General features: G+C 71.4%; 18 protein-coding genes. 13 read left to right on the top strand and 5 right to left on the bottom strand.

The features are described 5' to 3' along the window. The first annotated feature begins 52 nt into the window (after positions 1-52). From ACIGXO_RS01030 to ACIGXO_RS01010, 5 genes are all read left to right on the top strand, one after another. Positions 53-1105 carry an MBL fold metallo-hydrolase gene (locus tag ACIGXO_RS01030; protein ID WP_399778705.1) on the top strand — a complete coding sequence of 351 codons (1053 nt, stop codon included), beginning with the start codon at positions 53-55 and terminating at the stop codon, positions 1103-1105. Between the two features lie 75 nt (positions 1106-1180). After that, on the top strand, positions 1181-2032 hold the full coding sequence (locus ACIGXO_RS01025) for an acyl-CoA thioesterase (RefSeq protein WP_399778703.1): 852 nt from the start codon (positions 1181-1183) through the stop codon (positions 2030-2032). 46 nt (positions 2033-2078) lie between these two features. Continuing rightward, positions 2079-3677, top strand: a complete 1599-nt coding sequence (locus tag ACIGXO_RS01020) for a long-chain-fatty-acid--CoA ligase (RefSeq protein ID WP_399778702.1) — start codon at positions 2079-2081, stop codon at positions 3675-3677. A gap of 198 nt (positions 3678-3875) precedes the next feature. Further along, on the top strand, positions 3876-5033 hold the full coding sequence (locus ACIGXO_RS01015; protein WP_399778700.1) for an acyl-CoA dehydrogenase family protein: 1158 nt from the start codon (positions 3876-3878) through the stop codon (positions 5031-5033). A gap of 24 nt (positions 5034-5057) precedes the next feature. Then, a complete protein-coding gene (locus ACIGXO_RS01010; protein WP_399778698.1) occupies positions 5058-6230 on the top strand; it encodes a thiolase family protein in 1173 nt (390 codons plus the stop codon). 13 nt (positions 6231-6243) lie between these two features. Here the strand turns inward: ACIGXO_RS01010 and ACIGXO_RS01005 are convergent, their stop codons facing one another. Next, positions 6244-7206 carry a TauD/TfdA dioxygenase family protein gene (locus tag ACIGXO_RS01005; RefSeq protein ID WP_399778696.1) on the bottom strand — a complete coding sequence of 321 codons (963 nt, stop codon included), beginning with the start codon at positions 7204-7206 and terminating at the stop codon, positions 6244-6246. 394 nt (positions 7207-7600) lie between these two features. Between ACIGXO_RS01005 and ACIGXO_RS01000 the strand changes: the two genes are divergently transcribed. From ACIGXO_RS01000 to ACIGXO_RS00970, 7 genes are all read left to right on the top strand, one after another. Then, positions 7601-8863 carry an ROK family protein gene (locus tag ACIGXO_RS01000; RefSeq protein WP_399778694.1) on the top strand — a complete coding sequence of 421 codons (1263 nt, stop codon included), beginning with the start codon at positions 7601-7603 and terminating at the stop codon, positions 8861-8863. A gap of 44 nt (positions 8864-8907) precedes the next feature. Next, complete coding sequence (locus ACIGXO_RS00995; RefSeq protein WP_399779914.1) at positions 8908-8979, top strand: putative leader peptide; 72 nt, start codon at positions 8908-8910, stop codon at positions 8977-8979. 127 nt (positions 8980-9106) lie between these two features. Continuing rightward, a complete protein-coding gene (locus ACIGXO_RS00990) occupies positions 9107-10696 on the top strand; it encodes an ABC transporter substrate-binding protein (protein WP_399778693.1) in 1590 nt (529 codons plus the stop codon). A gap of 2 nt (positions 10697-10698) precedes the next feature. Next, entirely contained in the window at positions 10699-11643 is a 945-nt protein-coding gene (locus tag ACIGXO_RS00985) for an ABC transporter permease (RefSeq protein ID WP_399778691.1), read from the top strand. Positions 11644-11648: 5 nt separating this feature from the next. Further along, positions 11649-12533: an ABC transporter permease gene (locus ACIGXO_RS00980; RefSeq protein WP_399778689.1), complete on the top strand. Its 885-nt coding sequence runs from the start codon at positions 11649-11651 to the stop codon at positions 12531-12533. Beyond that, on the top strand, positions 12530-14437 hold the full coding sequence (locus ACIGXO_RS00975; protein ID WP_399778687.1) for a dipeptide ABC transporter ATP-binding protein: 1908 nt from the start codon (positions 12530-12532) through the stop codon (positions 14435-14437). The genes ACIGXO_RS00980 and ACIGXO_RS00975 overlap by 4 nt, the downstream gene beginning before the upstream one ends. Positions 14438-14449: 12 nt before the next feature. Then, positions 14450-16768 carry an arylsulfatase gene (locus ACIGXO_RS00970; protein ID WP_399778685.1) on the top strand — a complete coding sequence of 773 codons (2319 nt, stop codon included), beginning with the start codon at positions 14450-14452 and terminating at the stop codon, positions 16766-16768. A 15-nt stretch (positions 16769-16783) separates the two neighbouring features. On the opposite strand, the gene ACIGXO_RS00965 is transcribed toward ACIGXO_RS00970, so the two are convergent. The 3 genes from ACIGXO_RS00965 to ACIGXO_RS00955 form a co-directional block, all read right to left on the bottom strand. After that, a complete protein-coding gene (locus ACIGXO_RS00965) occupies positions 16784-17959 on the bottom strand; it encodes a globin domain-containing protein (protein WP_399778684.1) in 1176 nt (391 codons plus the stop codon). 72 nt (positions 17960-18031) lie between these two features. Beyond that, complete coding sequence (locus ACIGXO_RS00960; RefSeq protein WP_399778682.1) at positions 18032-18460, bottom strand: RrF2 family transcriptional regulator; 429 nt, start codon at positions 18458-18460, stop codon at positions 18032-18034. Positions 18461-18529: 69 nt separating this feature from the next. After that, complete coding sequence (locus ACIGXO_RS00955; RefSeq protein ID WP_399778680.1) at positions 18530-19723, bottom strand: YncE family protein; 1194 nt, start codon at positions 19721-19723, stop codon at positions 18530-18532. 89 nt (positions 19724-19812) lie between these two features. Here ACIGXO_RS00955 and ACIGXO_RS00950 point away from each other — a divergent pair, with 89 nt between their 5' ends. After that, positions 19813-21291, top strand: coding sequence for an MFS transporter (locus tag ACIGXO_RS00950; RefSeq protein WP_399778678.1), 1479 nt, complete (start codon positions 19813-19815; stop codon positions 21289-21291). Positions 21292-21311: 20 nt separating this feature from the next. Here ACIGXO_RS00950 and ACIGXO_RS00945 read toward each other — a convergent pair whose 3' ends face one another. Beyond that, on the bottom strand, positions 21312-22928 hold the full coding sequence (locus ACIGXO_RS00945; protein ID WP_399778677.1) for a carboxylesterase/lipase family protein: 1617 nt from the start codon (positions 22926-22928) through the stop codon (positions 21312-21314). Between the last annotated feature and the right edge of the window lie 79 nt (positions 22929-23007).

The raw sequence follows: 23007 nt of genomic DNA, 5'->3' as shown, positions 1-23007 counted from the left end.
GCCGCCCACAGGCAACCACAGCCCTATGGCGGTGTCAACGGAAAGGACAGCCGTGGCACTTGAGATCAGCGGCACCGTGCAGTGGCAGGCGTGGCAGGACCGTGTCCTGCCGCCGGTCGAGCGGGTACGCGAGGGGCTGTGGTCCATCCCCGTACCCATCCCCGACAACCCGCTGCGCTACGTCCTGGTGTACGCGCTCGAAGCCGGCGACGGCGTCGTGCTCATCGACGCCGGATGGGACGCCGAGGTCTCCTGGCAGGCCCTCAACGACGGTCTGGCCGCGATCGGGACCACCGTCGAGAACGTCAAGGCCGTCCTCGTCACGCACAGCCACCCCGACCACCTCGGCCTGGCCGGCCGGGTGCGCGAGGCATCGGGAGCGTACGTCGCCCTGCACGCCCTGGACGCCACCCTCCTCGGCGCGGACACCGCGACCCAGGAGAAGTGGCACGGCAGCGTCCTGGACTACCTGACCACGCACGGGGTGCCCGGCACCGAGGCCGCCGCCACGGTGGACGGCATGAACAGCGACCTGCTGTTCCGGGCCGCCACGCCGGACGTGCTGCTGCAGGACGGGGAGCGGATCAAGCTGCCGGGGCTCGACCTGCGGGTGGTGTGGACCCCGGGGCACAGTCCCGGTCACTCCTGCTTCTACGAGCCCGAGCGGCGGCTGCTGTTCTCCGGCGACCATGTGCTGCCCCGGATCACCCCGGCGGTCGGCGTGTACGCCCAGACCCCCGGCGACCCGCTGGCCGACTTCCTGCTCTCGCTGGAGCGGCTGGAGCGGTTCGAGGTCGAGGAGGTGCTCCCGGCGCACGAGTACCGCTTCCGCCGGCTGGACGAGCGGCTGGTCCAGATGGCGCGGCACCACACCGAGCGGCTGGCGGAAACGCTCGCCGCGGTGCGGGCGGCGTCCGGCGGCACCGCGTGGGAGCTGGCGGCCCGGCTGAAGTGGTCGCGCCCCTGGAGCGCCTTCGGCATGCAGCAGCGGCGGTTCGCCCTGGGGGAGACGCTGGCCCATCTGAAGCTGCTGGAGGCGAGGGGTGAGGTCGCCCAGGCTGCTGAGGGCGGGGAAGGCCCGGCTCGTTGGTATCCGACTCGTTGACATTGCCGCGGTCCGATGGGAAGAGTGCACCTTGTCGAACGTGTCGAACGACCGTTTAGTTGAGAGGCGCTGAGCGTGAGCGTGATCAGGACGAAGTCCACCCAGCCGCTGCCGCCGCCCGCCCCCGCGGGCGTCTCGCTCCCGGAACTGCTCGATCTGGAGACCGTGGACCGCGACCTGTACCGCGGAAACGTCGTCTTCGACGAGCCGTTCGCGCTCTTCGGCGGGCAGGTCGCCGCGCAGGCGCTGGTGGCGGCGGGGCGCACCGTCGGCCCGTACCGGGCACCCCACTCGATGCACGGCTACTTCCTGCGCGCCGGTGACTCCGGCCGCCCGACCGTGTTCCGCGTCGAACGGGACCGGGACGGCCGCTCGTACTCCGCGCGCCGCGTGGTCGCGCTGCAGGACGGCGAGGTCATCTTCAGCATGTCCGCCTCGTTCCACGTCGCCGAGGAGGGCCGGGACCTCCAGGCGTCGCCGGTACCGGACGCGCCCCCGCCGGACACCCTGCCGACCGGGACGATGCCGCGGCTGGCCTCCTTCGAGGCCCGCCAGCCGCAACAGCCTTACCCCGAGGCGTCCTGGCCGACCCGCTTCTGGGCGCGCTGCACCGCGGACCTCGGGGACGACCCGCTGCTGCACACCGCGGCGCTGACCTACCTCTCCGACGTCCTCAGTGGCCTCGCGCCGCTGCGGGACGAGAGCTGGACCCCGATGAGCAGCCTGGACCACGCGGTGTGGTTCCACCGCCCGGTACGGCTCGACGACTGGGTGCTGCTCGACCTCGTACCGCATACGACGGGTGGCGGGCGGGGCTGGTACACCGGCACGGTCAGCAGCACCGACGGCGTCCTGCGGGCGAGCCTCACTCAGGAGCAGCTGTACCGGCAGCGCCGCACCCCACAGGAGAAGCGCACCTCGGAGTGACCTTCAACCGCACCTCGCCGGGGACGGCGGGGAAGAGGGAGGCCGTATGCAGGCACACGACAACGACGCCGTGGCCGCCGCCCGACGGATGTCGTACGGGGCACAACTCGCCCGCTGCGCACGGAAGTTCCCCGACCGCGTCGCCGTCCAGCACGGAACCCGCGCGCTCACCTTCACCGAGCTGGACGAGCGGGTCAGCCGACTGGCGAACGCGCTGAGCGCCCGCGGGGTCGAGCGCGGCAGCCGGGTCGCGGTCGTCATGCACAACCGGACCGAGGTCGCCGAGAGCTATCTGGCCGCCGTCCGGCTGGGGGCGATCGCGGTACCGGTGAACTTCCGGCTGGTCGCCGCCGAGATCGCGTACATCCTCGCCGACAGCGGCGCCACCGTGCTGGTGTCCGACGAGCGGCTGGCCGCCACCTGCGCGGAAGCAGCGCGCGATGTCGAAGGACTGAGCACCGTGCTCGTCACCGGGGACCCGGCCGCGTACGGTCCGGACGCCGAGCCGTACGAGGCCGTACTCGCCGCCGCCTCGCCGCAGGACCCCGGTATCGACGTACCGGAGAACGACCCGGCGTTCCTCATGTACACCTCCGGCACCACCGGCCGTCCCAAGGGCGCCGTGCTCACCCATCTCAACCTGGTCATGGCCGCCTTCACGGTGCTCTCCGCGACCGGCGGCATCCCGCGCGAGCCCGATGTCGCGCTGCTCGGGGTGCCGATGTTCCACATCGCCGGGCTGGGCGTCACCCTGCGCGGGCTGCTCGACGGCGGCCGGCTGGTCATCGACGCGGCGTCGGCGTTCGACCCGGCGGCCTTCGTCGACGTACTGGAGAAGGAGCGGATCACCAGCTGTTTCCTCGTGCCGAGCCAGTGGCAGGCGGTCTGCGCGGTGCCCGGCATCAAGGACCGCGAGCTGGCGCTGCGCACGCTGGTATGGGGCGCGTCCGTCGCGCCGCCGTCCGTACTGGAGTCGCTGCGGGAGTGCTTCCCGGACGCCCCCGCCTACAGCGCGTTCGGGCAGACCGAGATGAGCCCGACCACCACGATGCTGCGGGCCGAGGACGCGGTGCGGAAGATGGGGTCGGTCGGTACCGCGCTGCCGGGCATCGAGGTGCGGATCGTCGACGAGGAGATGCGGGACGTCCCGGCCGGGGAGGTCGGCGAGATCGTCTACCGCGGGCCGACGACGATGCTCGGATACTGGAACAAGCCCGCGGAGACCGCGGCGGCGTTCGCGGGCGGCTGGTTCCACTCCGGCGACCTGTGCCGGATGGACGAAGAGGGCTTCATCTACGTCGTCGACCGCAAGAAGGACATGATCATCTCCGGTGGGGAGAACATCTACTGCGCCGAGGTCGAGGCCGCCATCGACGCGCACCCCGGCGTCGCCGAGGTCGCGGTGATCGGCGTCGACCACCCCAAGTGGGTGCAGACACCGCGCGCGGTGGTCGTCCCCGCCGACCCGGCCAACCCGCCGGCCGAGAAGGAGCTCATCGACCACTGCCGCGCCAGACTCGCCTCGTACAAGAAGCCGACCTCGGTGGTCTTCGTGACCGCGATGCCGCGCAACGCGAGCGGCAAGATACAGAAATTCCGGCTGCGGGAGCGGTACGGGACGGCCGCGGGCGATATCCATGACTGAGGGTGCGTCACGTGCCCCGTAAGGGGCGCGGGGAACTGCGCGACCAGCCACGACGGTGCCGCGGCCGGTCGCCGGGGGAGCGAACGCCGTGGGCGGATCTATGGACAGGTGTGCAGTGCAGGTATAACTTAACGATCGTTCGAGAGATCAGGAAGCAGTCAAGGATCGTGCGAGAGACCGTGGGATAAAGGGGTTGCTGTGCGCCTTCCGGTGTTCAACGAGGATCACGAGGCTTACCGCCAGACGCTGCGGGACTTCATCGCGAAGGAGGTCGCCCCGGTCCACCACGAGTGGGAGGAGCAGGGCCACCCGCCGCGCGACTTCTACCGCAAGCTCGGCGAGCTGGGCGTACTGGGCATCCAGGTCGCGGAGGAGTACGGCGGCGCCGGCGAGAGCAGCTTCAAGTTCGCCGCGGTCACCATGGAGGAGACGGCTCGCGCCGGTGTCTCCTTCGGCAACTACTCGGTCCACTCCAACCTGATCCTGCCGTACCTGATGAAGTACGCCACCGAGGAGCAGAAGCAGCGCTGGCTGCCCGGCTTCGCGAGCGGCGACATCATGACGGCGATCGCCATGACCGAGCCCGGCACCGGCTCGGACCTGGCGAACATCCAGACCAAGGCGCAGCTCTCCGCGGACGGCAGGCACTACGTCCTCAACGGCGCCAAGACCTTCATCACCGGCGGTGCGCTGGCCGACCTTATCCTGGTCGTTGCGCGCACCACCCCGTACGACCCCGAGGACCGCCGCGCGGGCCTGTCCATCCTGTGCGTGGAGACCGCCTCCGAGGGCTTCGCGGTCGGCCGCAAGCTGCAGAAGATCGGGCTGAAGGCGTCCGACACCGCCGAACTGTCCTTCACCGACGTCAAGGTGCCGGTGGAGAATCTGCTCGGCGAGGAGGGCAAGGGCTTCTCCTACCTCTCCCACAACCTCCCGCAGGAGCGCCTCTCCATCGCGCTGGGCGCCGCCGCCTCCGCGGCCGCCGCGTTGCGTTTCGCGACCGGGTACGTCAAGGACCGCACGGTCTTCGGCAAGCCCGTCGCGCACTTCCAGAACACCAAGTTCGTCCTGGCGGAGTGCGCGACCGAGGTCGAGGCGGCGCAGCTGTTCGCCGACCGGGCCCTGCAGCTGCACGACGCCGGCGAGCTGACCGTCGCCGACGCGGCCAAGGCGAAGCTGTACTGCACCGAGGCGGCGGGCCGCGTCATCGACAAGTGCCTCCAGCTGCACGGTGGTTACGGCTACATCACCGAGTACCCGATCGCGCGCCTCTACGCCGACACCCGCGTCTCGCGCATCTACGGCGGCACCAACGAGGTCATGAAGACCATCATCGCCAAGTCGCTCGGCCTGTGACGACATCCCCGAAAGGACCCCCTCATGCGTGACGCAGTCATCGTCGACGCCGTACGCACGCCCGTCGGCAAGGGCAAGCCGGGCGGCGCGCTGTCCGGTATCCACCCCACCGACCTGTCGGCGCACGTCCTCAAGGCGCTGGCCGAGCGCAACGGCCTCGACCCGGCCACCGTCGACGATGTGATCTGGGGCTGCGTCTCCCAGGTCGGCGAGCAGGCCGGCTGCATCGGACGGTACTCGGTCCTCGCCGCCGGCTGGCCCGAGCACGTCCCGGGCCTGACCATCGACCGCCAGTGCGGCTCCTCCCAGCAGGCCGTGCACCAGGCCGCGGCGGGCGTCATCGCCGGTCAGTACGACATCGCCATCGCGGGCGGCGTCGAGTCGATGTCCCAGGTGCCGATGGGGGCCAGCCGCTCCGGCGGCCGGTTCGGCGAGGCGTACGGCCCGCTGGTCGCCGAGCGGTACGACCACTACCGCTTCAACCAGGGCGTCGGTGCCGAGATGATCGCCGAGGAGTTCGGGCTGGGCCGCGAGGAGCTGGACCAGCACGCGCTGGACTCGCACGCCAAGGCCGCCCGCGCGATCGACGAGGGCCGCTTCAAGGGCCAGATCGCACCCGTCACGGTCACCGACGCGGACGGCAACGAGCGCGTCTTCGACACCGACGAGGGGGTGCGCCGCGGCGGCACCCTGGAGAAGCTGGGTGGCCTCGCGACCCCGTTCAAGGAGAACGGTGTCATCTCCGCGGGCAACGCCTCGCAGATATCCGACGGCGCGGCGGCACTGCTGGTGACGACCCGGGAGGTCGCCGAACGCAACGGCTGGACGCCGCTCGCCCGCTTCCACACCGGCACGGTCACCGGCGCCGACCCGATCACCATGCTCAAGGGCCCGATCCCGGCCACCCGCAAGGTACTGGAGCGGGCCGGCCTCACCCTGGCCGACATCGGGGCCTTCGAGATCAACGAGGCGTTCGCCTCCGTGTCGTTGGGCTGGCAGCGGCAGACCGGCGCGGACTACGACCGGCTGAACCCCAACGGCGGCGCCATCGCCCTCGGCCACCCGCTCGGCGGCTCCGGCGCCCGCCTGATGACCACCCTGGTCCACCACATGAAGGACAACGGCATCCGCTACGGCCTGCAGTCCATGTGCGAGGGCGGCGGCATGGCCAACGCGACCGTCCTCGAACTGCTCTGAACCGACCCTGGGGTTACGACTCGGCCGCGGTCGTGGAGGCCCCGGAGGCCGGGCCGAAGGCGGGCGCCGGCACGGTTTCCGGGGACAGCAGTACGGAGGGCTTGCCGTCCACGCCCACCGGGACGTCTCCGTCGATCGTCACCCGGCGCAGCTTGCGCACATGGTCGTCGGAGTCGTCCACGCCGTAGTGCTGGGTGGCGCGGTTGTCCCAGATCGCCACGTCGCCGACCTGCCACTGCCAGCGCACGGTGTTCTCCGGCCGCTCGATGTGCGACTGGAAGAGGTTCACCAGGGCGCGCGAGTCCGCTCCGGTGAGGCCGGCGATGCGCTGCGCGAAGTTGCCGAGCAGCAGGACGCGTTCGCCGGTCTCCGGGTGCACCCGTACCACCGGGTGCTCGGTGCTGAACTTCGTGGCGGTGAAGACCTCCCGGTAGTGGACCAGCTGCTCGGGCGCGGCGTTGGGGCGCAGCGCCGCGTAGTCGTAGTCGTTGGTGTGCACGGCCCGGAGACCGTCGGCGAGGGCGCGCAGCGGTGCGGGGAGGTTGCTGTACGCCGTCGCGGTGTTGGCCCACAGGGTGTTGCCGCCGTAGGGCGGGATGACGACGGCGCGGAGGATGGAGAAGGCCGGGTAGGCGGGGACGAAGGTGACATCGGTGTGCCACTGGTTGGCCCGGCCGCCGTAGTCGGAGTCGATCGGCAGGGCGTAGCGCCCGTCGGCCGAGGGGACGGTGGGGTGGGCCACCGGGGTGCCGAGGAGCGTGGCGAACTCCTCGTGGCTCCGCTCGTCCAAGTGGTCCTGGCCGCGGAAGAAGACGACCTTGCGCTCCAGCAGGGCGGCGCGGATCGCGGCCACCGTCTCGGGCGCGAGGTCGCCGCCGAGGCGTACTCCGGAGATGACGGCGCCGAGGCGGCCGCCCACCTTCTCGACGGTGAGCGTTCCGGAGGCGGGGGCGGGCGCTGTCGTGGTGGAGGTCATGACGGGGTGTCCCTTCGGGAAGCGGAGGTGGGGGACGTCCGGTCTCGATTCGTCGTGGAATTCGACTCGGAGCGGAAGTAATGACCGGGAGCGTCGCAGCGTCCGTGAAAGTGCGTCAAGCGGTCGCGGGCTCCCCTCACAGCGCTCTCTGATGGTTCAATCGGCCTCTGCGCCGGGGCCGTCGCGTCATCGGCGTACGACTGGGAAAATGGCCCTGACCAGCGACGATGACCGCAGCGCTGGGGCAGGACCGGAAGCGGGGAGCCGCTCGGTCGCCCACTGCCGCCCCGTCGTCGCCCCGGCGAACGGATTTCACACTCCGGCAATGTGACAACCAACTGCCGCAACGTGCACACCACATATGAAGACCAGGGAAGACCAGGAAGGCCGACCGATGACACCTGCCACCCCCGGTCCGCGCATGGCGGGCGACGGACGCCGCGAGGCCAACGCCGCCGCCGTGCTGAGAACGGTGCTCGATCACGGTCCCGTGGCGCGCAGTGGTATCGCCAAGCTGTCCGGGCTGAGCCCCGCGGCCGTCTCCCGGCAGTGCACCGACCTCACGCGGCTCGGCCTGGTGCGTGAGGTGCCGGGCCGCGCCGAAAGCGGTGGCGTGGGCCGCCCCCAGGTCCCCGTCGACCTGCACACCGCCGACGGCGGACCGGTCGCGGCGGGAGTCCACATCGGCGTGCCCGCCTCGACGTTCGGCGTCGTGGACCTGCGCGGCACGGTGCTGGCCAAGCAGGTGTTCCCGCACGAGGGGATCGCCGCCGAGCACCTCCAGGAACAAGTGCTGGACGCGCTGCGGGAGTTCGTCCTGGCTGCTGTGCCCGGGCGGCCGCTGCTCGGGGTGGGCGCGGCGATGGGCGGTTGGATCGAGCCGCGCGAGGGCACCGTGGTACGGCACGACCTGCTGGGCTGGCGGGGCCGCCCGCTCGGCAGCGCCCTCGCCGCGCGGCTGGGCCTGCCCGCCGCGGTCGACAATCACGCCCGTGCCATCGCCCAGTCGGAGATCCTGTTCGGCAGGCCGGCGGCCCGCCGCAGTCTGGTGCATCTCTTCGTCGGCAATGTGGTCGACGCGGCGGTCGGCATCGCGGGTGTGGTGCACCGCGGGCCGCGTGCGGGCGCCGGTGACGTGGCCCATCTGCCAGTGCCCGACTCCACGGTGGCCTGCGAGTGCGGGCGTGTCGGCTGTCTCGGGGCGACGGCTTCCGACACCGCGACGGCGCGTACGGCGGTGCGCCGCGGCATCATTCCCGAGCCCGATGCCGCGCTGCTGGTGGAGGCCGCGGCGGCCGGGGACGCGCGGGCCGACCGGCTGCTGCGCGAGCGGGCCAGGGCGGTGGGGCGTGCCACCGCGCTGCTGCTCGATGTGCTCAACCCCGACCTGGTGGTGATCACCGAGATCTCGAGTGCCCGGAACCCGGCGTACTTGGCGGAGATCCGGGGCGCGGCGGTCGACCTGTCGCACGTGTGCGACGACCCGGAACGGATTGTGAGTCCACATGCCGGACGCGAAGCAATTCCGGTCGCGGCCGGCACCGTTGTGCTGAATCCCCTGTTCAGGCGGCCTCTGCGGACCCTCGGGGTGCGGGCGACACATGAGGTACACATGGGTGCAACAACTGACGGTGCGTCGGCCATGGACGCCGGTTGACCGCTCGTAGGACTCGCTGTCATATTGCTCGCGTGAATCCGGACATGCGCCTCATCGCCCGCAGGCACGTCGACCTCTGTCGACAGGCCAGCGCGGTCTGTGCCGTCCGCGGCTGATTCACCCTTTCTTCTTCGCACCACGCCTTGAGGCCGCCCCGCCTGCTTGCACGCGGGCGCCAGGCCGTTGCGTGTCCCTCAGCCGCCGTGTGTGAGTTCCGGCGGCAATGAATTCCAGGCAGGCCCCATGACCGAGCCATCCCCTTTTCCGTACTCCCATCCCTCCCGGCGCGCCACCCTGCGTGCCACCGGCGCCGGCGCCCTGCTGCTCGGACTGGGGCTGACCGGCTGCCGTTCGGCGGTGTCCGCTTCGAGCTACCGGGCCGACGACAACAACGGCCCCCGCCGGGGCGGCACCCTCAGCGTGGCCATCAACAGCGACTTCACCCCGAGCCTGCTGTTCTCCCAGAGTTCCCAACCACTCCAGAACCGGCTGCTGTTCAACACCCTCACCCGGTACGACGACGCACTGCGGCCGCATCCCGAACTCGCCACGTCGTGGACGTACGCGAAGGACGGCCGCAGCATCACCCTGAAGCTCAGGGACGATGTGACGTACCACGACGGCCGCCGGTTCACCGCCGACGACGTCGTCTTCGCGGTCCGCAACCTCCAGGACCCGCAGCGCGCGGCCCAGTTGAGAGCGACGGCGGCAGCCATCACCGATTTCGAGAAGCGCGGTGACCACGAGCTGGTGCTGAAGCTGGCCCATCCGGTGACCAACCTCTTCGACCTCTTCGAGTTCATGATCATCCCGGATCGGTACACCGTCGAGCAGGCCGTCACCGGCAAGACGCTCAACGGCACCGGGCCCTTCCGGCTGAAGAAGTGGAGCCCCGGCTCCACCCTGAGCCTGACCCGCAACGACAGGTACTTCAAGCCCGGGCGTCCCTACCTCGACGCGGTGGAACTGCGCGTCATACCGCAGGCCGAGGCCCTGATCTCGTCCCTCCGCTCCGGCCAGTCCCACCTGTCCTACCAGGTGCCCGGCAAGAGCATCCGCACGGTCAGGGACAACCCCGACCTGGTGGTCACCACGTACGACACCGGCGCCGGCGCCAGCTATCTCGGCGTCAACACCACCATCGCACCCTTCGACGACAAGACCGTCCGCCAGGCGCTGGCCTGGTCGGTGGACCGCGACCGGATCCTGAAACAGTCCCTCGGCGGCTACGGCCTGGCCTCCGCGGCACCCTGGCCCAAGTCGTCCCCGGCCTACACCGAGGCCAACCGCACCCACTACACCTACGATCCCGCGAAGGCGCGCCGGCTGCTGAAGTCGACGGGCCACAGCAGGCTCACCGCGCCCCTGCTCCACCTCAACTCGCCCGAATCCACCGCCATCGCCGAGGCCGTCCAGTACGACCTCCAGCAGGCGGGCGTCCGCGTCACACTGCAGCCCACCGACCCGGCCACCGCGCAGAAGAAGCTCATCTCGCAGGACATGCCGGCCCTGTGGACCATGGACCACGGCTTCGCGCAGGTGCGGCCCGCCACCCTCGCCGTCAGCGCGTACCCCTTCAACGAGGCCAAGAACACCTCGAAGTACCGCTCGGAGCACTACACGAAGGTGGTACGGGAGGCATGGACGGCCTTTGGAGCCGGCACCGCGCGGCAGCACGCCCTGGCACAGCACGTCTCCGACGTCCTGCTCGACGAGGCGTTCATCATCGACCTCGTCGTCCAGGGGAGTGTGCAGGTCGCCAGCAGCAAACTGCACGGCGTCACGCTCAACAAATTCATGTACCTCAACCTCGACGACGCCTACCTGGTGTGATCATGCGCAGCTACCTCCTCAAGCGGCTGCCGTCCGCTCTCCTCGTCCTCGTGCTCGCCTCCTTCCTGATCTTCGGCATCCTGCGGCTGGTCCCCGGCGACCCCGCGAGCGCCCTCGCCGGGCCGGACGCCGACACCGCCACCGTGGCCGCCATCCGCGAGCGGCTGGGGCTGAACGAGCCCCTGCTCGCCCAATACGGCTCCTGGATCGGCGGCCTGGTCAGCGGCGACCTCGGCCCCTCGTACGTGATCGGCGGCGACACCGCCGACCTCATCACCGGCGGGCTGGGCGCCACCGTCGAACTGACCCTGGGCGCCCTGCTGTGCACCGTCCTCCTCGGTACCGCCTTCGGTGTACTCGGCGCGACGTCACGCAGCCGTTGGATCCGTACCGCCGTCCGCACCGTCACCACCGGTGCGCTGGCCGTGCCGCCGTTCGTCACCGGAGTCCTGCTCGTCCTCGTCTTCTCGGTGCTCGTCCGCGTCCTGCCTTCCGGCGGGCGGGTGCCACTGCTCGAAGCGCCCGACCTCTCCGTGCAGTACCTGCTGCTGCCGTCGCTGTGCCTCGCCCTGCCCAGCGCCGCCGTCCTCGGCCGTTACCTCAAGGACGGCATCGAGCGGACCCTCGGCGAGGAATACGTCCGCACCGCCACCGCGGCCGGCGTCCCGCCGCGCAGGCTCCTGTGGCGGCACGCCCTGCCCAACGCACTGCCGCCGGTCGTCACCGTCCTCGGCATGCAGATCGGCCAACTCCTGGGCGGCGCCGTCCTGGTGGAGGCCATCTTCGCCTGGCCGGGGCTCGGCCAGCTCGCCGAACAGGGCCTCGTCCGCCGCGACTACCCGGTCGTCCAGGACCTGCTCCTCCTCCTGGTCACCGTCTTCGTCCTCGTCCAGCTGCTCACCGACCTCGTCTACGCCTGGCTCGATCCCCGGATCAGGTGGGAGTGACCGCCATGACCACCACCACACCGACCGCCGATGCCACCCCGAGCACCGCACCTGCCACCCGCAGGACACCGGCCCGCCGCCACCCGTACCTGGCGGCGCTGCGCACCCCGCGCGGCCTCACCGGCCTCGCCCTCGTCGCACTGATCGTCCTCGGCGGACTCCTCGCACCCCTGCTGAGCGGCCACGACCCCACCGCGCAGAGCGGCCTGGGCCTCGCCACGCCCGGCACCGCAGGGCATCCGCTCGGCACCGACGACCTCGGCCGCGACCTGCTCAGCCGGGTGCTGTACGGCATCCGCACCGACCTCGGTGTCATCGCGGTGGCCGTACCGCTCGGCGCCCTGCTCGGCTGCCTCTTCGCACTGCTGGCGGCCGCCCACCCGGTCGCCGACACAGCAGTAAACCGCGTCTTCGACCTGATCCTCGCCTTCCCCGGGCTGATCCTGGCGCTCGCCGTCACGGCCGTGCTCGGCCCCGGACGGCTGCCCGTCATCCTGGTGATCGCCCTCGCCGAGATCCCCGTCTTCGGCCGGCAGCTGCGCGGCGGCATCCTCGTCCAGCGGGAACGCGAGTACGTCGTCGCCGCGCGCGTCGGCGGCACCTCCGGCTCCTGGTCACTCGTCCGCCACATCCTGCCCAACGCCGCCGACCCGCTCGTGGTGCAGCTCGCCCTCTCGCTCACCGTCGCGGTGTTCCTGGAAGGCGCGATGAGCTTCCTCGGCGTCGGTGTCCGGCCCCCGGAACCCACCCTCGGCAGCGTGCTGAACCAGTCCATGCCCTACCTCGCCGACGCTCCGCAGTTCGCCGCGGGGCCGCTGCTCGCGGTGACCGCGCTCGTCCTCGGTCTCTCGCTGGTGGCCGATGCCCTGAACCGGGAGATACGCCGATGACCACCACCCATACCAGCGCTCCGGCCAGTGAGAGGGCCGAGCGGAAAGACGCCGAACTGCTCGAAGTACGCGATCTGTCCGTCGAGTTCGCCGGGCCCGACGGCCGCCCCGTACGAGCCGTGCGCGACGTCTCGTTCACACTGCGGCGCGGCGAGACCCTGGCCATCGTCGGTGAGTCCGGCTCCGGCAAGTCCACGACCGCGTTCGCGGTGGCCCGGATGCTGCCCGGTACCGGACGGGTCACCGGCGGCTCCGTCCTCCTCGACGGCGAGGACCTGGTGGCGGCCGAGGAACGCCGGCTCCGTACCGTACGCGGCGCCCGCATCGGGATGATCTTCCAGGACCCGATGACCTCCCTGAACCCGGTGCTCACCGCGGGCAGACACCTCGACGAGGTACTCCGCGCCCATGGCTACGGCGACCGCGCAGCGCGCCGCGCCCGCGCCGCCGAACTCCTCGGCCTGGTCGGCATCCCCGACCCCGAGCGGCGCCTCGACGACCACCCGCACCGGTTCTCCGGCGGCCAGCGCCAGCGCATCCTCATTGCCATGGCCCTCGCCGGCGAACCGGACGTACTGATCGCCGACGAACCCACCACGGCCCTCGACGCCACCGTCCAGGACCAGATCCTGAACCTGCTCACCGAGCTCAACCAACGCACCGGCACCGCACTCGTCCTCATCTCCCACAACATGGGCGTGGTGGCCCGCACCTGCGCACGCGTCCTGGTGATGTACGGCGGCTCCGTCGTCGAGGACGGCCCCACCGACCGGGTGCTCACCCGGCCGCGCCACCCCTACACCGCCGGGCTGCTCGCCGCCGTACCGCGGCTCTCCGCGCCCTCGGGCACCCGGCTGACCGGCATCCCCGGCAGCCCGCCCGACCCCGCAATGCCCGCGGAGGGCTGCGCCTTCGCGGAGCGGTGCGCCTTCGCCGAGGACGGCTGCCGCACCGCCCGGCCCCGGCTCGTCACCCTTGACGACGGGGTGCGCGCCGCCTGCCCGCCGGCTGCCGCGCGTACGGAACCGCTGCCCGGCCCCGCGACCCCTGAACGCATCGACCGGCCGGCGCCCGGCGGCACCGTGCTGGCCGCCGAGAACCTCCGCAAGGTGTACCGAGGCCGTGGCCTCACCGGGCGCACGAAGGGCTTCACCGCACTGGACGGGGTGTCGCTCACCCTCGCGGCGGGGGAGACCCTCGGCATCGTCGGCGAGTCCGGCTCGGGGAAGTCGACCCTGGCCAGGGTCCTCGCCCACGCACACCCCTCGGACGGCGGCACGCTGCGGCTGCACGGCCAGGACATCACCCGGCCGTCGCGCACGGAGCTGCGGGAGGTGCGGCGCGCCGTCCAGATGGTGTTCCAGGACCCGTACGCCTCCCTCAACCCGCGCATGACGGTGGGTCAGATCGTGGCCGAGCCGCTGATCTCCCTCGGTCTCGGCGACCGCCGGGCGCGGGAAGCGCGGGTCGCCGAGCTGCTCCGGCAGGTCGGTCTCGACCCGTCAGCGGCCGCCCGGCACCCGCGCGCCTTCTCCGGCGGCCAGCGGCAGCGCATCGGCATCGCCCGCGCCCTGGCCCCCGAACCCACCGTGCTGATCTGCGACGAACCCGTCTCCGCGCTCGATGTGTCCGTACAGGCGCAAATCGTCAACCTCCTCGGCGACCTGCAGCGCGACCTCGGGCTCGCGCTGGTCTTCATCGCCCACGACCTCGCGGTGGTCCGGCAGGTCAGCCACCGCATCGCCGTGATGCACAACGGGCGGATCGTGGAGACCGGCAGCGCCGACGAGGTCTGCGAGAACCCGCGCGACCCCTACACCCGGGCGCTGCTCGCGGCGGCCCCGGAGCCCATACCCGTCGCACCGCGCGAAGAGCTCGCCCGCCTGCACCCCGCCGCTTCCTAGGAGACCCGCACCGTGACCACCCGCCGTGACCCCTACGACGGCTTCCCCGGCCGCGTCGCCCGCACCTTCGCCGCGTCCGAGCCCGCCTGGCCCGCACGTCGTACCGCTCCCGCGGGAGCCCCCAACATCGTCGTCGTCCTCGTGGACGACATGGGCTACAGCGACATCGGCCCCTTCGGCTCGGAGATCCCCACGCCCACTCTGGACCACCTCGCGGGCCAGGGCGTACGGCTCTCCAACTACCACACCATGCCGCTCTGCTCCCCGGCCCGCGCCGCCCTCCTCACCGGCCTCAACCCGCACCGCGTCGGCTACGCCCACGTGGCCAACTCCGACCCCGGCTTCCCCGGTTACGGCATGACCATCGCGGAGGACGTCCCCACCCTCGCGGAACTCCTGCACGACCAGGGCTACGCCACCTACGCCGTCGGCAAGTGGCACCTCGTACGCGACTCGGCCTCCAACACCGCCGACGACCGCGCCAACTGGCCGCTGCAGAAGGGATTCGACCGCTATTACGGTGTCCTGGAGGGCCTGACCAGCCTCTTCCACCCGCACCAGCTCGTCCGTGACAACAGCCCCCTCGACATCGACGAGCTGCCCGAGGGCTACTACTACACCGACGACATCACCGACCAGGCCCTCGCCATGATCAAGGGCCTGCGCGCCCACGACCCGGACAAGCCCTTCTTCCTCTACCTCGCCCACAACGCCGTGCACGGCCCCCTCCAGGCCAAGGAGGAGGACATCGCCCGCCACCGCGGTCGCTACGACGCGGGCTGGGACGCACTGCGCGACCAGCGCTTCGCCGCCCAGATCGCCGCCGGCCTCTTCCCGCCCGGCACCGCCCTGCCCGACCGCAACAGCGAGGCCGGACTCGACGTACCCGCCTGGGACTCCCTCACGGCGGACCAACAGCGCCGCTACGCCCGTTACATGGAGGTGTACGCGGCGATGGTCGACAACATCGACCAGAATCTCGGCCGCCTCACCGCCACCCTCGAAGCCCTCGGCGAACTCGACAACACCGTCATCGTCTTCACCTCCGACAACGGCGGCACCGGCGAGGGCGGCGCGGAGGGCACCCGCTCCTACTTCAGCCGCTTCGTGCACCACCCGCGGCTGCCCGGCGACTGGGAACCCGACGTCGACCGCGACCCGGACCTCATCGGCGGCCCGCGCAGCCTCGTGCACTACCCGCGCGGCTGGGGGATGGCCTCCAACACACCCTTCCGCCTGTACAAGGGACACACCTACGCGGGCGGGGTGCGCGTGCCGTTCGTGCTGTCCTGGCCGCGCGGCGTCCGCGACGGCCGCCTCGCACAAGGGCTGCGCACCCAGTACCAGTACGTCACCGACATCGCCCCCACGCTCCTCGAACTCGCCGGGACCCCGCGCCCGGACGAGCGCCGCGGGGTGCCCTTGCAGGAGGTGGACGGAGCGAGCTTCGCCCCGGTCCTCGCCGACCCGGCCGCCGGCTCCACCCACCGCGAGCAGTACTGCGAGATGACCGGGAACCGCAGCTACTACCGCGACGGCCACAAACTCGTCACCCTGCACCGCCCCGGCACCCCGTACGACGACGCCGAGTGGGCCTTGTACGACTTGCGCACCGATCCCACCGAGATCCACGACCTGGCCGACCAACGCCCGGACATGGTGAAGGAGTTGGCGGCCGCGTGGGAGCAGGCCGCCTGGCGCAACGGTGTCTTCCCGCTCCCCGACGGCAGCGGCGCGCTCGCCCACCGGCACCCCGCCGACGAGCGCTACACCCGCGAGCTGCGGCTGCTGCCCGGCACCCCCGAGCTGGAGCGCTACCGCTCCTCCCGGCTGATCGCCTTCCGCTCCTTCGAGATCGCCGTCCGCCTGGCGTCGTACGCCCACGGTGACCAGGGCGTTCTCGTCTCGCACGGTGACCAGGGCGGCGGCTACAGCCTCTACGTCGAGGACGGCCGGCTGCACTTCGCGTACAACGAGTACGGCCGGCTGCACGAGACGGACGCCGGGCCGCTACCGCCCGGCACCCGCGACATCCTGCTCACCGCCAGCGCGGAGCAGGGCCTGCGCTGGCACTTCACCCTCACCGTGGACGGCACGGAGCGGCCGGCGTTGGGCAGCGTGCACCAGCTCATCGGCATGGCGCCCTTCCAGGGCATCAGCGTCGGCATCGACCGCAAATCGCCGGTCTCCTGGCCGCTGTACGAGCGCCATCGCGCCTTCCGGTACGACGGCAGGCTGCACTCGGTGACCTACCGCCCCGGCGCGCCGGGACCCGACGCACCGGAGGCAGTGGCGAACACCCTGCGAGAGGCGGCGGCCGCTTTCGAGTGACGACTCAGGGGTGGCTCAGGCGGTCGCCAGCCACATGTCGGGGCCGAACACCTCGTAGTGGATCGCCGAGGCGGGCACGCCGCGCTCCAGGAGCTGGGTGCGCACGGCCCGCATGAAGGGCAGCGGACCGCACAGGTAAGCCTGCACCCCGTCCGGCAGGGCCACGTCACCGAGATCCACCAGCCCGGACCGGTCGCCCTGCTCGGCGTCCTCGGTGTTCTCGTACCAGAAGTGCACCGCGCTGTCCGGCAGCTTGCCGGACAGCGCGCGCTGCTCGGTGCGCAGGGCGTGGTCGGCGGGGGAGCGGTCGCCGTGCACGACGGTCACGGGAGCGTGGTACTCGCTCTCCGCGAGGTGGTCGAGCATGGCCAGCATCGGGGTGACGCCGATCCCGGCGGACGCGAGGAGCAGCGGCGTCCGGGTGTCCGGCAGCACGAGGTCGCCGTAGGGCGCGGACACATCGAGCCGGTCGCCCTCGCGCACGTGGTCGTGGAGGTGGGCCGAGACCTCGCCGTCGCGCTTGACGGTGATGGTGCGGGTCTCCTTGCCGGGGGCGCCGGAAAGGCTGTACTGACGGATCTGGCGGGCGCCGTCCTCGAGCGGGACGCGCACCGAGACGTACTGGCCGGCGCGAGCGGTCGGCAGCGGGCCGCCGTCGGCCGGGCGGAGGCGGAAGGTGACGACGTCAGCGGTCTCCTGGGTGCGCTCCGCGACGACCCAGGGCCGCCAGGTGTCGCCCATCAGCACGCCGTGCTGCGCGTACAGCCGGGTCTCGATGGCGATGAGGGCGTTCGCGAGGAGCCAGTAGACCTCGTCCCACGCGGCGGCGACCTCTTCGGTGACCGCGTCACCGAGCACCTCGACGATGGCGGCGAAGAGGTGGGTGTGCACGACCTCGTACTGGCCGGGGGTGACGCCGAGGGAGGCGTGCTTGTGCGCGATGCGCTCCAGCATGGCGTCCGGGCGCTGTTCGGGGTGTTCCACGAGGGCGGTGGCGAAGGCGGCGATGGCGCCCGCGAGGGCCTGCCGCTGGGTCCCGGCCGCCTGGTTGCCGCGGTTGAACAGGTCCCGCAGCAGCTCGGGGTGGGCGGTGAAGAGCCGGTCGTAGAACCGCTCGGTGATGTCTCCGATGGCCGCGCCGACGGCGGGCAGGGTGGCGCGGATGGTGGCAGCCGAAGCGGGCGCGAGCATGACGGGGCTCCGAATCTGAATCTTAGATGCGTATTTAAAAGCGAGAGAGGGTGCCGCTGGCGGTGTGGTGGTTCAGGGACTCGACAGCGTGAGGAGTACCGGACCGGTCGGTGAGGCCGTGAGGTCCTCCACGGTCAGTGGGTCCAGCGTGGCGTAGAACGCCTCCTGGGCCTCGCGCAGTGCTCTGCGCAGCCGGCAGGCCCCGGCGAGGGGGCAGGGTGGATCACCCTCGCAGTCGACCACATCGCCGACCCCCTCCAGTTCTCTGACCAGCCGGCCGACCGACGCCGTCCGCCCCGCGGCGGTGAGCGCGAGCCCGCCGCCCCGTCCCCGGCGGCCTTCGACGACACCGAGGTGCTGCATCCGCGCGGCCACCTTGGCCAGATGTGAATGCGGCACCCGCATCGCCTGCGCGACGTCACGGGCGGTCGACGCGGTATCGCGTACGGCCAGGAACATCAACGTCCGCAGCGCGAGATCGGTGGACTTCGTCAGGCGCATGCCGGAAGCCTAGCCAAATGCGAATATTGGATGCAAATTATGAGAGGGATGGCCGATGATGGCCGGTGATCACCGGAAAATGCCCGTGTGTCCGAGCGAGTAGCGGCCCGGCTGCGGATAGACGGCGAGGCCGTGCGGCCCGCGGCCCACCGGAATCTTGGCCAGCGTGCGCCCGTTCCTGGTGTCGATGGCGTACACCTCGGCGTCATAGCGTCCCGAGAGCCACAGCACCTTGCCATCGGCCGACAGCCCGCCCATGTCCGGACTGCCGCCACCGCGGATGTGCCACTTCCCGACGAGCCGGCCACTGCGGAAGTCCAGCAGGGAGATCGAGCCCTCCTCCCGGTTCGAGATGTACATCGTCCGGGAGTCCCGGCTCACGTACAGGCCGTGGGTGCCCTCACCCGTATGCAGCAGCCTGGGCTCGGTGAACCGGTCCCCGTCGAGCACCCACACGCCGTCGGACATCATGTCCGCCACATACCAGGTCCTGCCGTCCGGGGAGATCTTCACGTCCTGCGGCATCGCGCCCTTCCGGGGCAGGCGCTGCTTGGCGGTGACCGCCATCCGCGCCGTGTCGACCTTGAGGAGTTCACCGGAGAACTCGCAGGAGACGATGAAGTACCGGCCGTCGGGTGAGAAATCCGCGTGATTGACCCCGGCGCAGTCCACGGAGAGGGCCTTGCGGACCCTCAGCGTCCGCGGGTCCCGGAAGACCACCTGACGGTCCTTGGAGGCCATGACCACCGCGTACTTGCCGTTCGGCGTGAAGTAGAGGTTGTACGGGTCGTGCGTGTCGACCGTGCGGCCCTTCTTCCCGGTGGCGGGGTCCAGGGCGGTCAGGCTGTTGCCGAGGTCGTTGTTGACCCACAGGGTCTTCAGGTCCCACGAGGGCACCACGTGCTGCGGCTGCCGCCCCACGCGGATCGTCCGGGTCACCTTGTACGTCTTCGGGTCGATCACGCTGACGGTGTCCGACTCGGTGTTGGGTACGTACACCCGCGACGGGAAGTCCCTGACCACCGGGGACAGCTTGTTCGGCCGGTCCGCTGCGTACAGGTCGCGCGGGTTCAGGACCGGCGGCATCCCGGGGAGCGCGCGTTCCGCCGCGGTGCGGGATGCCGGGGGAGATGCGGTGCGGTCGTCGCGGCCCTCGTGCGCGGCCGGCCCGCCACAGCCCGCGGCCGGCAGCACGCCGGCCAGGGCCGCGGCGGCCGCGAGACGCCGCCGGCCCGTCGGCCGCCTCTGGGAGAACGATGGCATACGGGTATTCATGCACGGTTGTGCGACGCGTTCAGCGTTGTCCCGGCTGTTCGGGTGGTTCCGTGCGGTAGAGGGTGCATGCTCACCTTATGAGCAACCTCGCTGCACCCGGCACTGTACGGATGTCCACAGCCCAGGGCCGCTGGGTCCTGCTCACGGCAGTACTGGGCTCGGGCATGGCGATGCTCGACAGTACGGTCGTCAATGTCGCCCTGCCCCGTATCGGCACCGACCTGCACACTCCGCTGTCCGTCCTGCAGTGGACCGTCAACGCCTACCTGCTCACCCTGGCAGCCCTGCTCCTGCTCGGCGGCTCCCTCGGCGACCGCTACGGCCGGCGCCGGATCTTCCTCATCGGCATGGTGTGGTTCGCCGGCGCCTCCCTGCTGTGCGGCCTGGCTCCCAACGCCCCGGTACTCCTCGCGGCGCGGGCCCTCCAAGGCGTCGGCGGCGCCCTGCTCACCCCCGGCTCGCTCGCCCTCATCCAGGCCGTCTTCCATCCCGACGATCGGTCCCGCGCGGTCGGCGCGTGGTCCGGCCTGGGCGGCGTGGCCACCGCGGTCGGCCCCTTCCTCGGCGGCTGGCTGGTGGACGGCCCCGGCTGGCGCTGGGTGTTCTTCCTGAACGTGCCGCTGGCGGTGGCCTGCGTACCGATCGCCGCGCGCCACGTGCCCGAGACCCGCGACCCCGCCACGCACGGCAGCTTCGACGTGCTGGGCGCCGCCCTGGGCGCGCTGGCGCTCGGCGCGGTGACCTACGCCCTGATCGCCGCGCCCGGCCGGGGCGCGGCACCCGACGTGCTGCTCACCGCGCTCGCCGGCGTGCTGCTCGCGGTGGCCTTCCTCCGGGTCGAGCGGCACCACCCCGACCCCATGCTGCCGCCCTGGCTCTTCACACTGCGGCAGTTCACCGCGGTCAACGCGGTGACCCTCTGCGTCTACGCGGCCTTCAGCGGCTTCTTCTTCCTCACCGTGCTGTACCTGCAAGTGGCCGCGGGCTACTCGGCACTCGCCGCCGGCACCGCGCTGCTCCCCACCACCGTGCTGATGCTGCTGCTCTCGGCCCGCTCCGGCGAACTGGCCCGGCACATCGGCCCGCGCATCCCCCTGGTCCTCGGCCCACTCCTGTGCGCTGCGGGGATGCTGCTGATGACCCGGGCCGGCACCCACGCCTCCTACTTCGCCGAGGTGCTGCCCGCCGTGACCGTACTGGGCTGCGGCATGGCCCTCCTGGTCGCGCCGCTCACCGCCACCGTCCTGGCCTCCGTCGACGTCACCCGTGCCGGGCTGGCCAGCGGCGTCAACAACACCGCGGCACGCGCCGCCGGCCTGCTGGCCGTGGCGGCCCTGCCCCTGCTGGCCGGCATGGGCCCGGAAACGTACCTCTCGGCCCCCGCGTTCGCCGCCGCCTACCGGCGCTCCCTCCTCCTCTGCGCGGCACTCTTGATCGCCGGCGCGGCCCTCGCCTGGTTCACGGTGCGCTCCCGCACCCCGGAACGCACCCCGTGCGCGTACCACTGCGGTGTGTCAGCGCCGCCCCTCGACCCGGGCGCCTCCAAACGCAAGTAGCGCTGCACACCGCTGAGTCCTCAGCTCGCGTCCCAGAGGTCACACAGGTGGTCGGTGTGGAGGGTGGAGGTCACCGCGTTGCCGCCCGCCGACGCGGTGCGCAGCGAGAGGGCGCGTCCCGGCTCGGTGCGCTGGTCGGGAAGGTCGGGCTGGCCGGTGACATGCGGGGTGCCGGTGCGGATGAAGGACGTCCAGTAGGCGGTCATCTGCCGTGCCAGTACGCGCTGTTCGGCGTTGAGCGGAGCATCGTGGCCGAAGTGCCGGAAGAGGTACTGCACTTCGTTGACATGGGTCGCGCCGAAGGGAAAGTCGGTGCCGAGGTTGCGCAGCGACTCGAAGGGCGGCGAGGTCCGGTCGGCGAACTCGTACGCGTACACCGGGGTGCGCGCGCCGAGGCGGGCGTCCAGGCGCAGCGCCGGGCAGGCCATCAGCTGGTCGCCGACGGTGGCGGCGTAGGCGAGCGTGGGCGTCGGGTAGTCGGCGAGCGGATAGCGGGCGAGGGCCTTCTCACCGGTTTCCGCGCCGTACGACGTGCGCAGGGCCTGCGGGTACTGCTCGGCGGTGAGCGGTGTGCCCTGGGCGTCGTAACTGCCGAAGGCGAAGAGGGTGCCTTCGTCGCTGTTCGCGCCGTTGATCACCGGTACTTTCGCGTAGCGGCCGCTCGCGAAGGCGCTGGCGGGCTGTTCGGGAAGGAAGGAACCGCCCGCCACCGGCCCCCAGTCGTGGCCCGCCTGAGCAGCGAGAATGTCCTTCGCGGGCGTGCGGCGGAGGCAGGCGAGGGCCGTCGCGGGGTCCTTGCAGCCGACGGAAGCGGCGAAGGACGTGCCGTCGGCGTCGGCGGCACGGCGCGTCCGCGCACCGCAGTCGCCGTAGGCGCCGCTCTGGATGATCGCGCGGTGGAACAGGCCGCGTGCGGTGGGCGAGGCGAGATGGGTGCAGACGGAGCGGCCGCCGGCCGACTCGCCCGCGATGGTCACCTGGTCCGGATCGCCGCCGAACCGCGCGATGTTGGCCCGCACCCAGCGCAGGGCCGCCTGCTGGTCCTGCATGCCGAAGTTGCCGGAGGTGCGGTCCCCGGCCTCCTCGTCCAGCCCCGGTGTGGCGAGGAAACCCATCGCGCCGAGGCGGTAGTTGAGGGTGACGGCGACGATGGACCCCTTGGCGGCGAATTCGTCGGGCACGACATCGGCCCCCGCACCGCCGGTGAGCCCGCCACCGTGCAGCCACACCATGACCGGGAGCTTCCGGCCGGGACGGGCGGCGGTGGGGCTGTACACATTGAGGTTGAGGCAGTCCTCCGTATGGGTCGGCTTCTCATAGCCGGGGTCCCAGCCGGCGGACTGAACACAACGGTGGCCGAAGGCGGTGGCGTCCCGTACACCGGCCCAGGGAGCCACGGGCTGCGGGGCCCGCCAGCGCAGCGCACCGACGGGCGGCGCGGCGTACGGAATACCGAGGAACTGACGCCCGGCCGCGGTGGCCTCGCCGCGTACCCAGCCCTGCTGGGTACGCACGGTGGTGTCCGGTGGCGGTGTTGTGGTGGCGTTTGTGGTGGCATTTGCCTGTGGCGCGGTGAGCGCCAGCAGCGCGCCCGCCAGCAGGGCGGTACACGCGCGGCGCAAACGAGTGGTGAGCATGGGCGGCCCTTTCAGCGCATGCGTCAACGCGGCTTCAACTACCGAACGCACTAGGCGTATTGACGCACCGAAAGTTATG

Source organism: Streptomyces sp. NPDC053542 (genome assembly GCF_044544685.1).
GTDB lineage: Bacteria > Actinomycetota > Actinomycetes > Streptomycetales > Streptomycetaceae > Streptomyces.
Note: the sequence above shows the minus strand (reverse complement) of the source record. Positions and strands in the feature narration are given on the sequence as shown.

Coding starts and splice junctions, on each gene's coding strand:
- ACIGXO_RS01020 (WP_399778702.1), top strand. CDS start 2,079: ATGCAGGCACACGACAACGACGCCGTGGCCGCCGCCCGACGGATGTCG.
- ACIGXO_RS01010 (WP_399778698.1), top strand. CDS start 5,058: ATGCGTGACGCAGTCATCGTCGACGCCGTACGCACGCCCGTCGGCAAG.
- ACIGXO_RS01005 (WP_399778696.1), bottom strand. CDS start 7,206: ATGACCTCCACCACGACAGCGCCCGCCCCCGCCTCCGGAACGCTCACC.
- ACIGXO_RS01000 (WP_399778694.1), top strand. CDS start 7,601: ATGACACCTGCCACCCCCGGTCCGCGCATGGCGGGCGACGGACGCCGC.
- ACIGXO_RS00990 (WP_399778693.1), top strand. CDS start 9,107: ATGACCGAGCCATCCCCTTTTCCGTACTCCCATCCCTCCCGGCGCGCC.
- ACIGXO_RS00985 (WP_399778691.1), top strand. CDS start 10,699: ATGCGCAGCTACCTCCTCAAGCGGCTGCCGTCCGCTCTCCTCGTCCTC.
- ACIGXO_RS00980 (WP_399778689.1), top strand. CDS start 11,649: ATGACCACCACCACACCGACCGCCGATGCCACCCCGAGCACCGCACCT.
- ACIGXO_RS00975 (WP_399778687.1), top strand. CDS start 12,530: ATGACCACCACCCATACCAGCGCTCCGGCCAGTGAGAGGGCCGAGCGG.
- ACIGXO_RS00965 (WP_399778684.1), bottom strand. CDS start 17,959: ATGCTCGCGCCCGCTTCGGCTGCCACCATCCGCGCCACCCTGCCCGCC.
- ACIGXO_RS00960 (WP_399778682.1), bottom strand. CDS start 18,460: ATGCGCCTGACGAAGTCCACCGATCTCGCGCTGCGGACGTTGATGTTC.
- ACIGXO_RS00955 (WP_399778680.1), bottom strand. CDS start 19,723: ATGCCATCGTTCTCCCAGAGGCGGCCGACGGGCCGGCGGCGTCTCGCG.
- ACIGXO_RS00950 (WP_399778678.1), top strand. CDS start 19,813: ATGAGCAACCTCGCTGCACCCGGCACTGTACGGATGTCCACAGCCCAG.
- ACIGXO_RS00945 (WP_399778677.1), bottom strand. CDS start 22,928: ATGCTCACCACTCGTTTGCGCCGCGCGTGTACCGCCCTGCTGGCGGGC.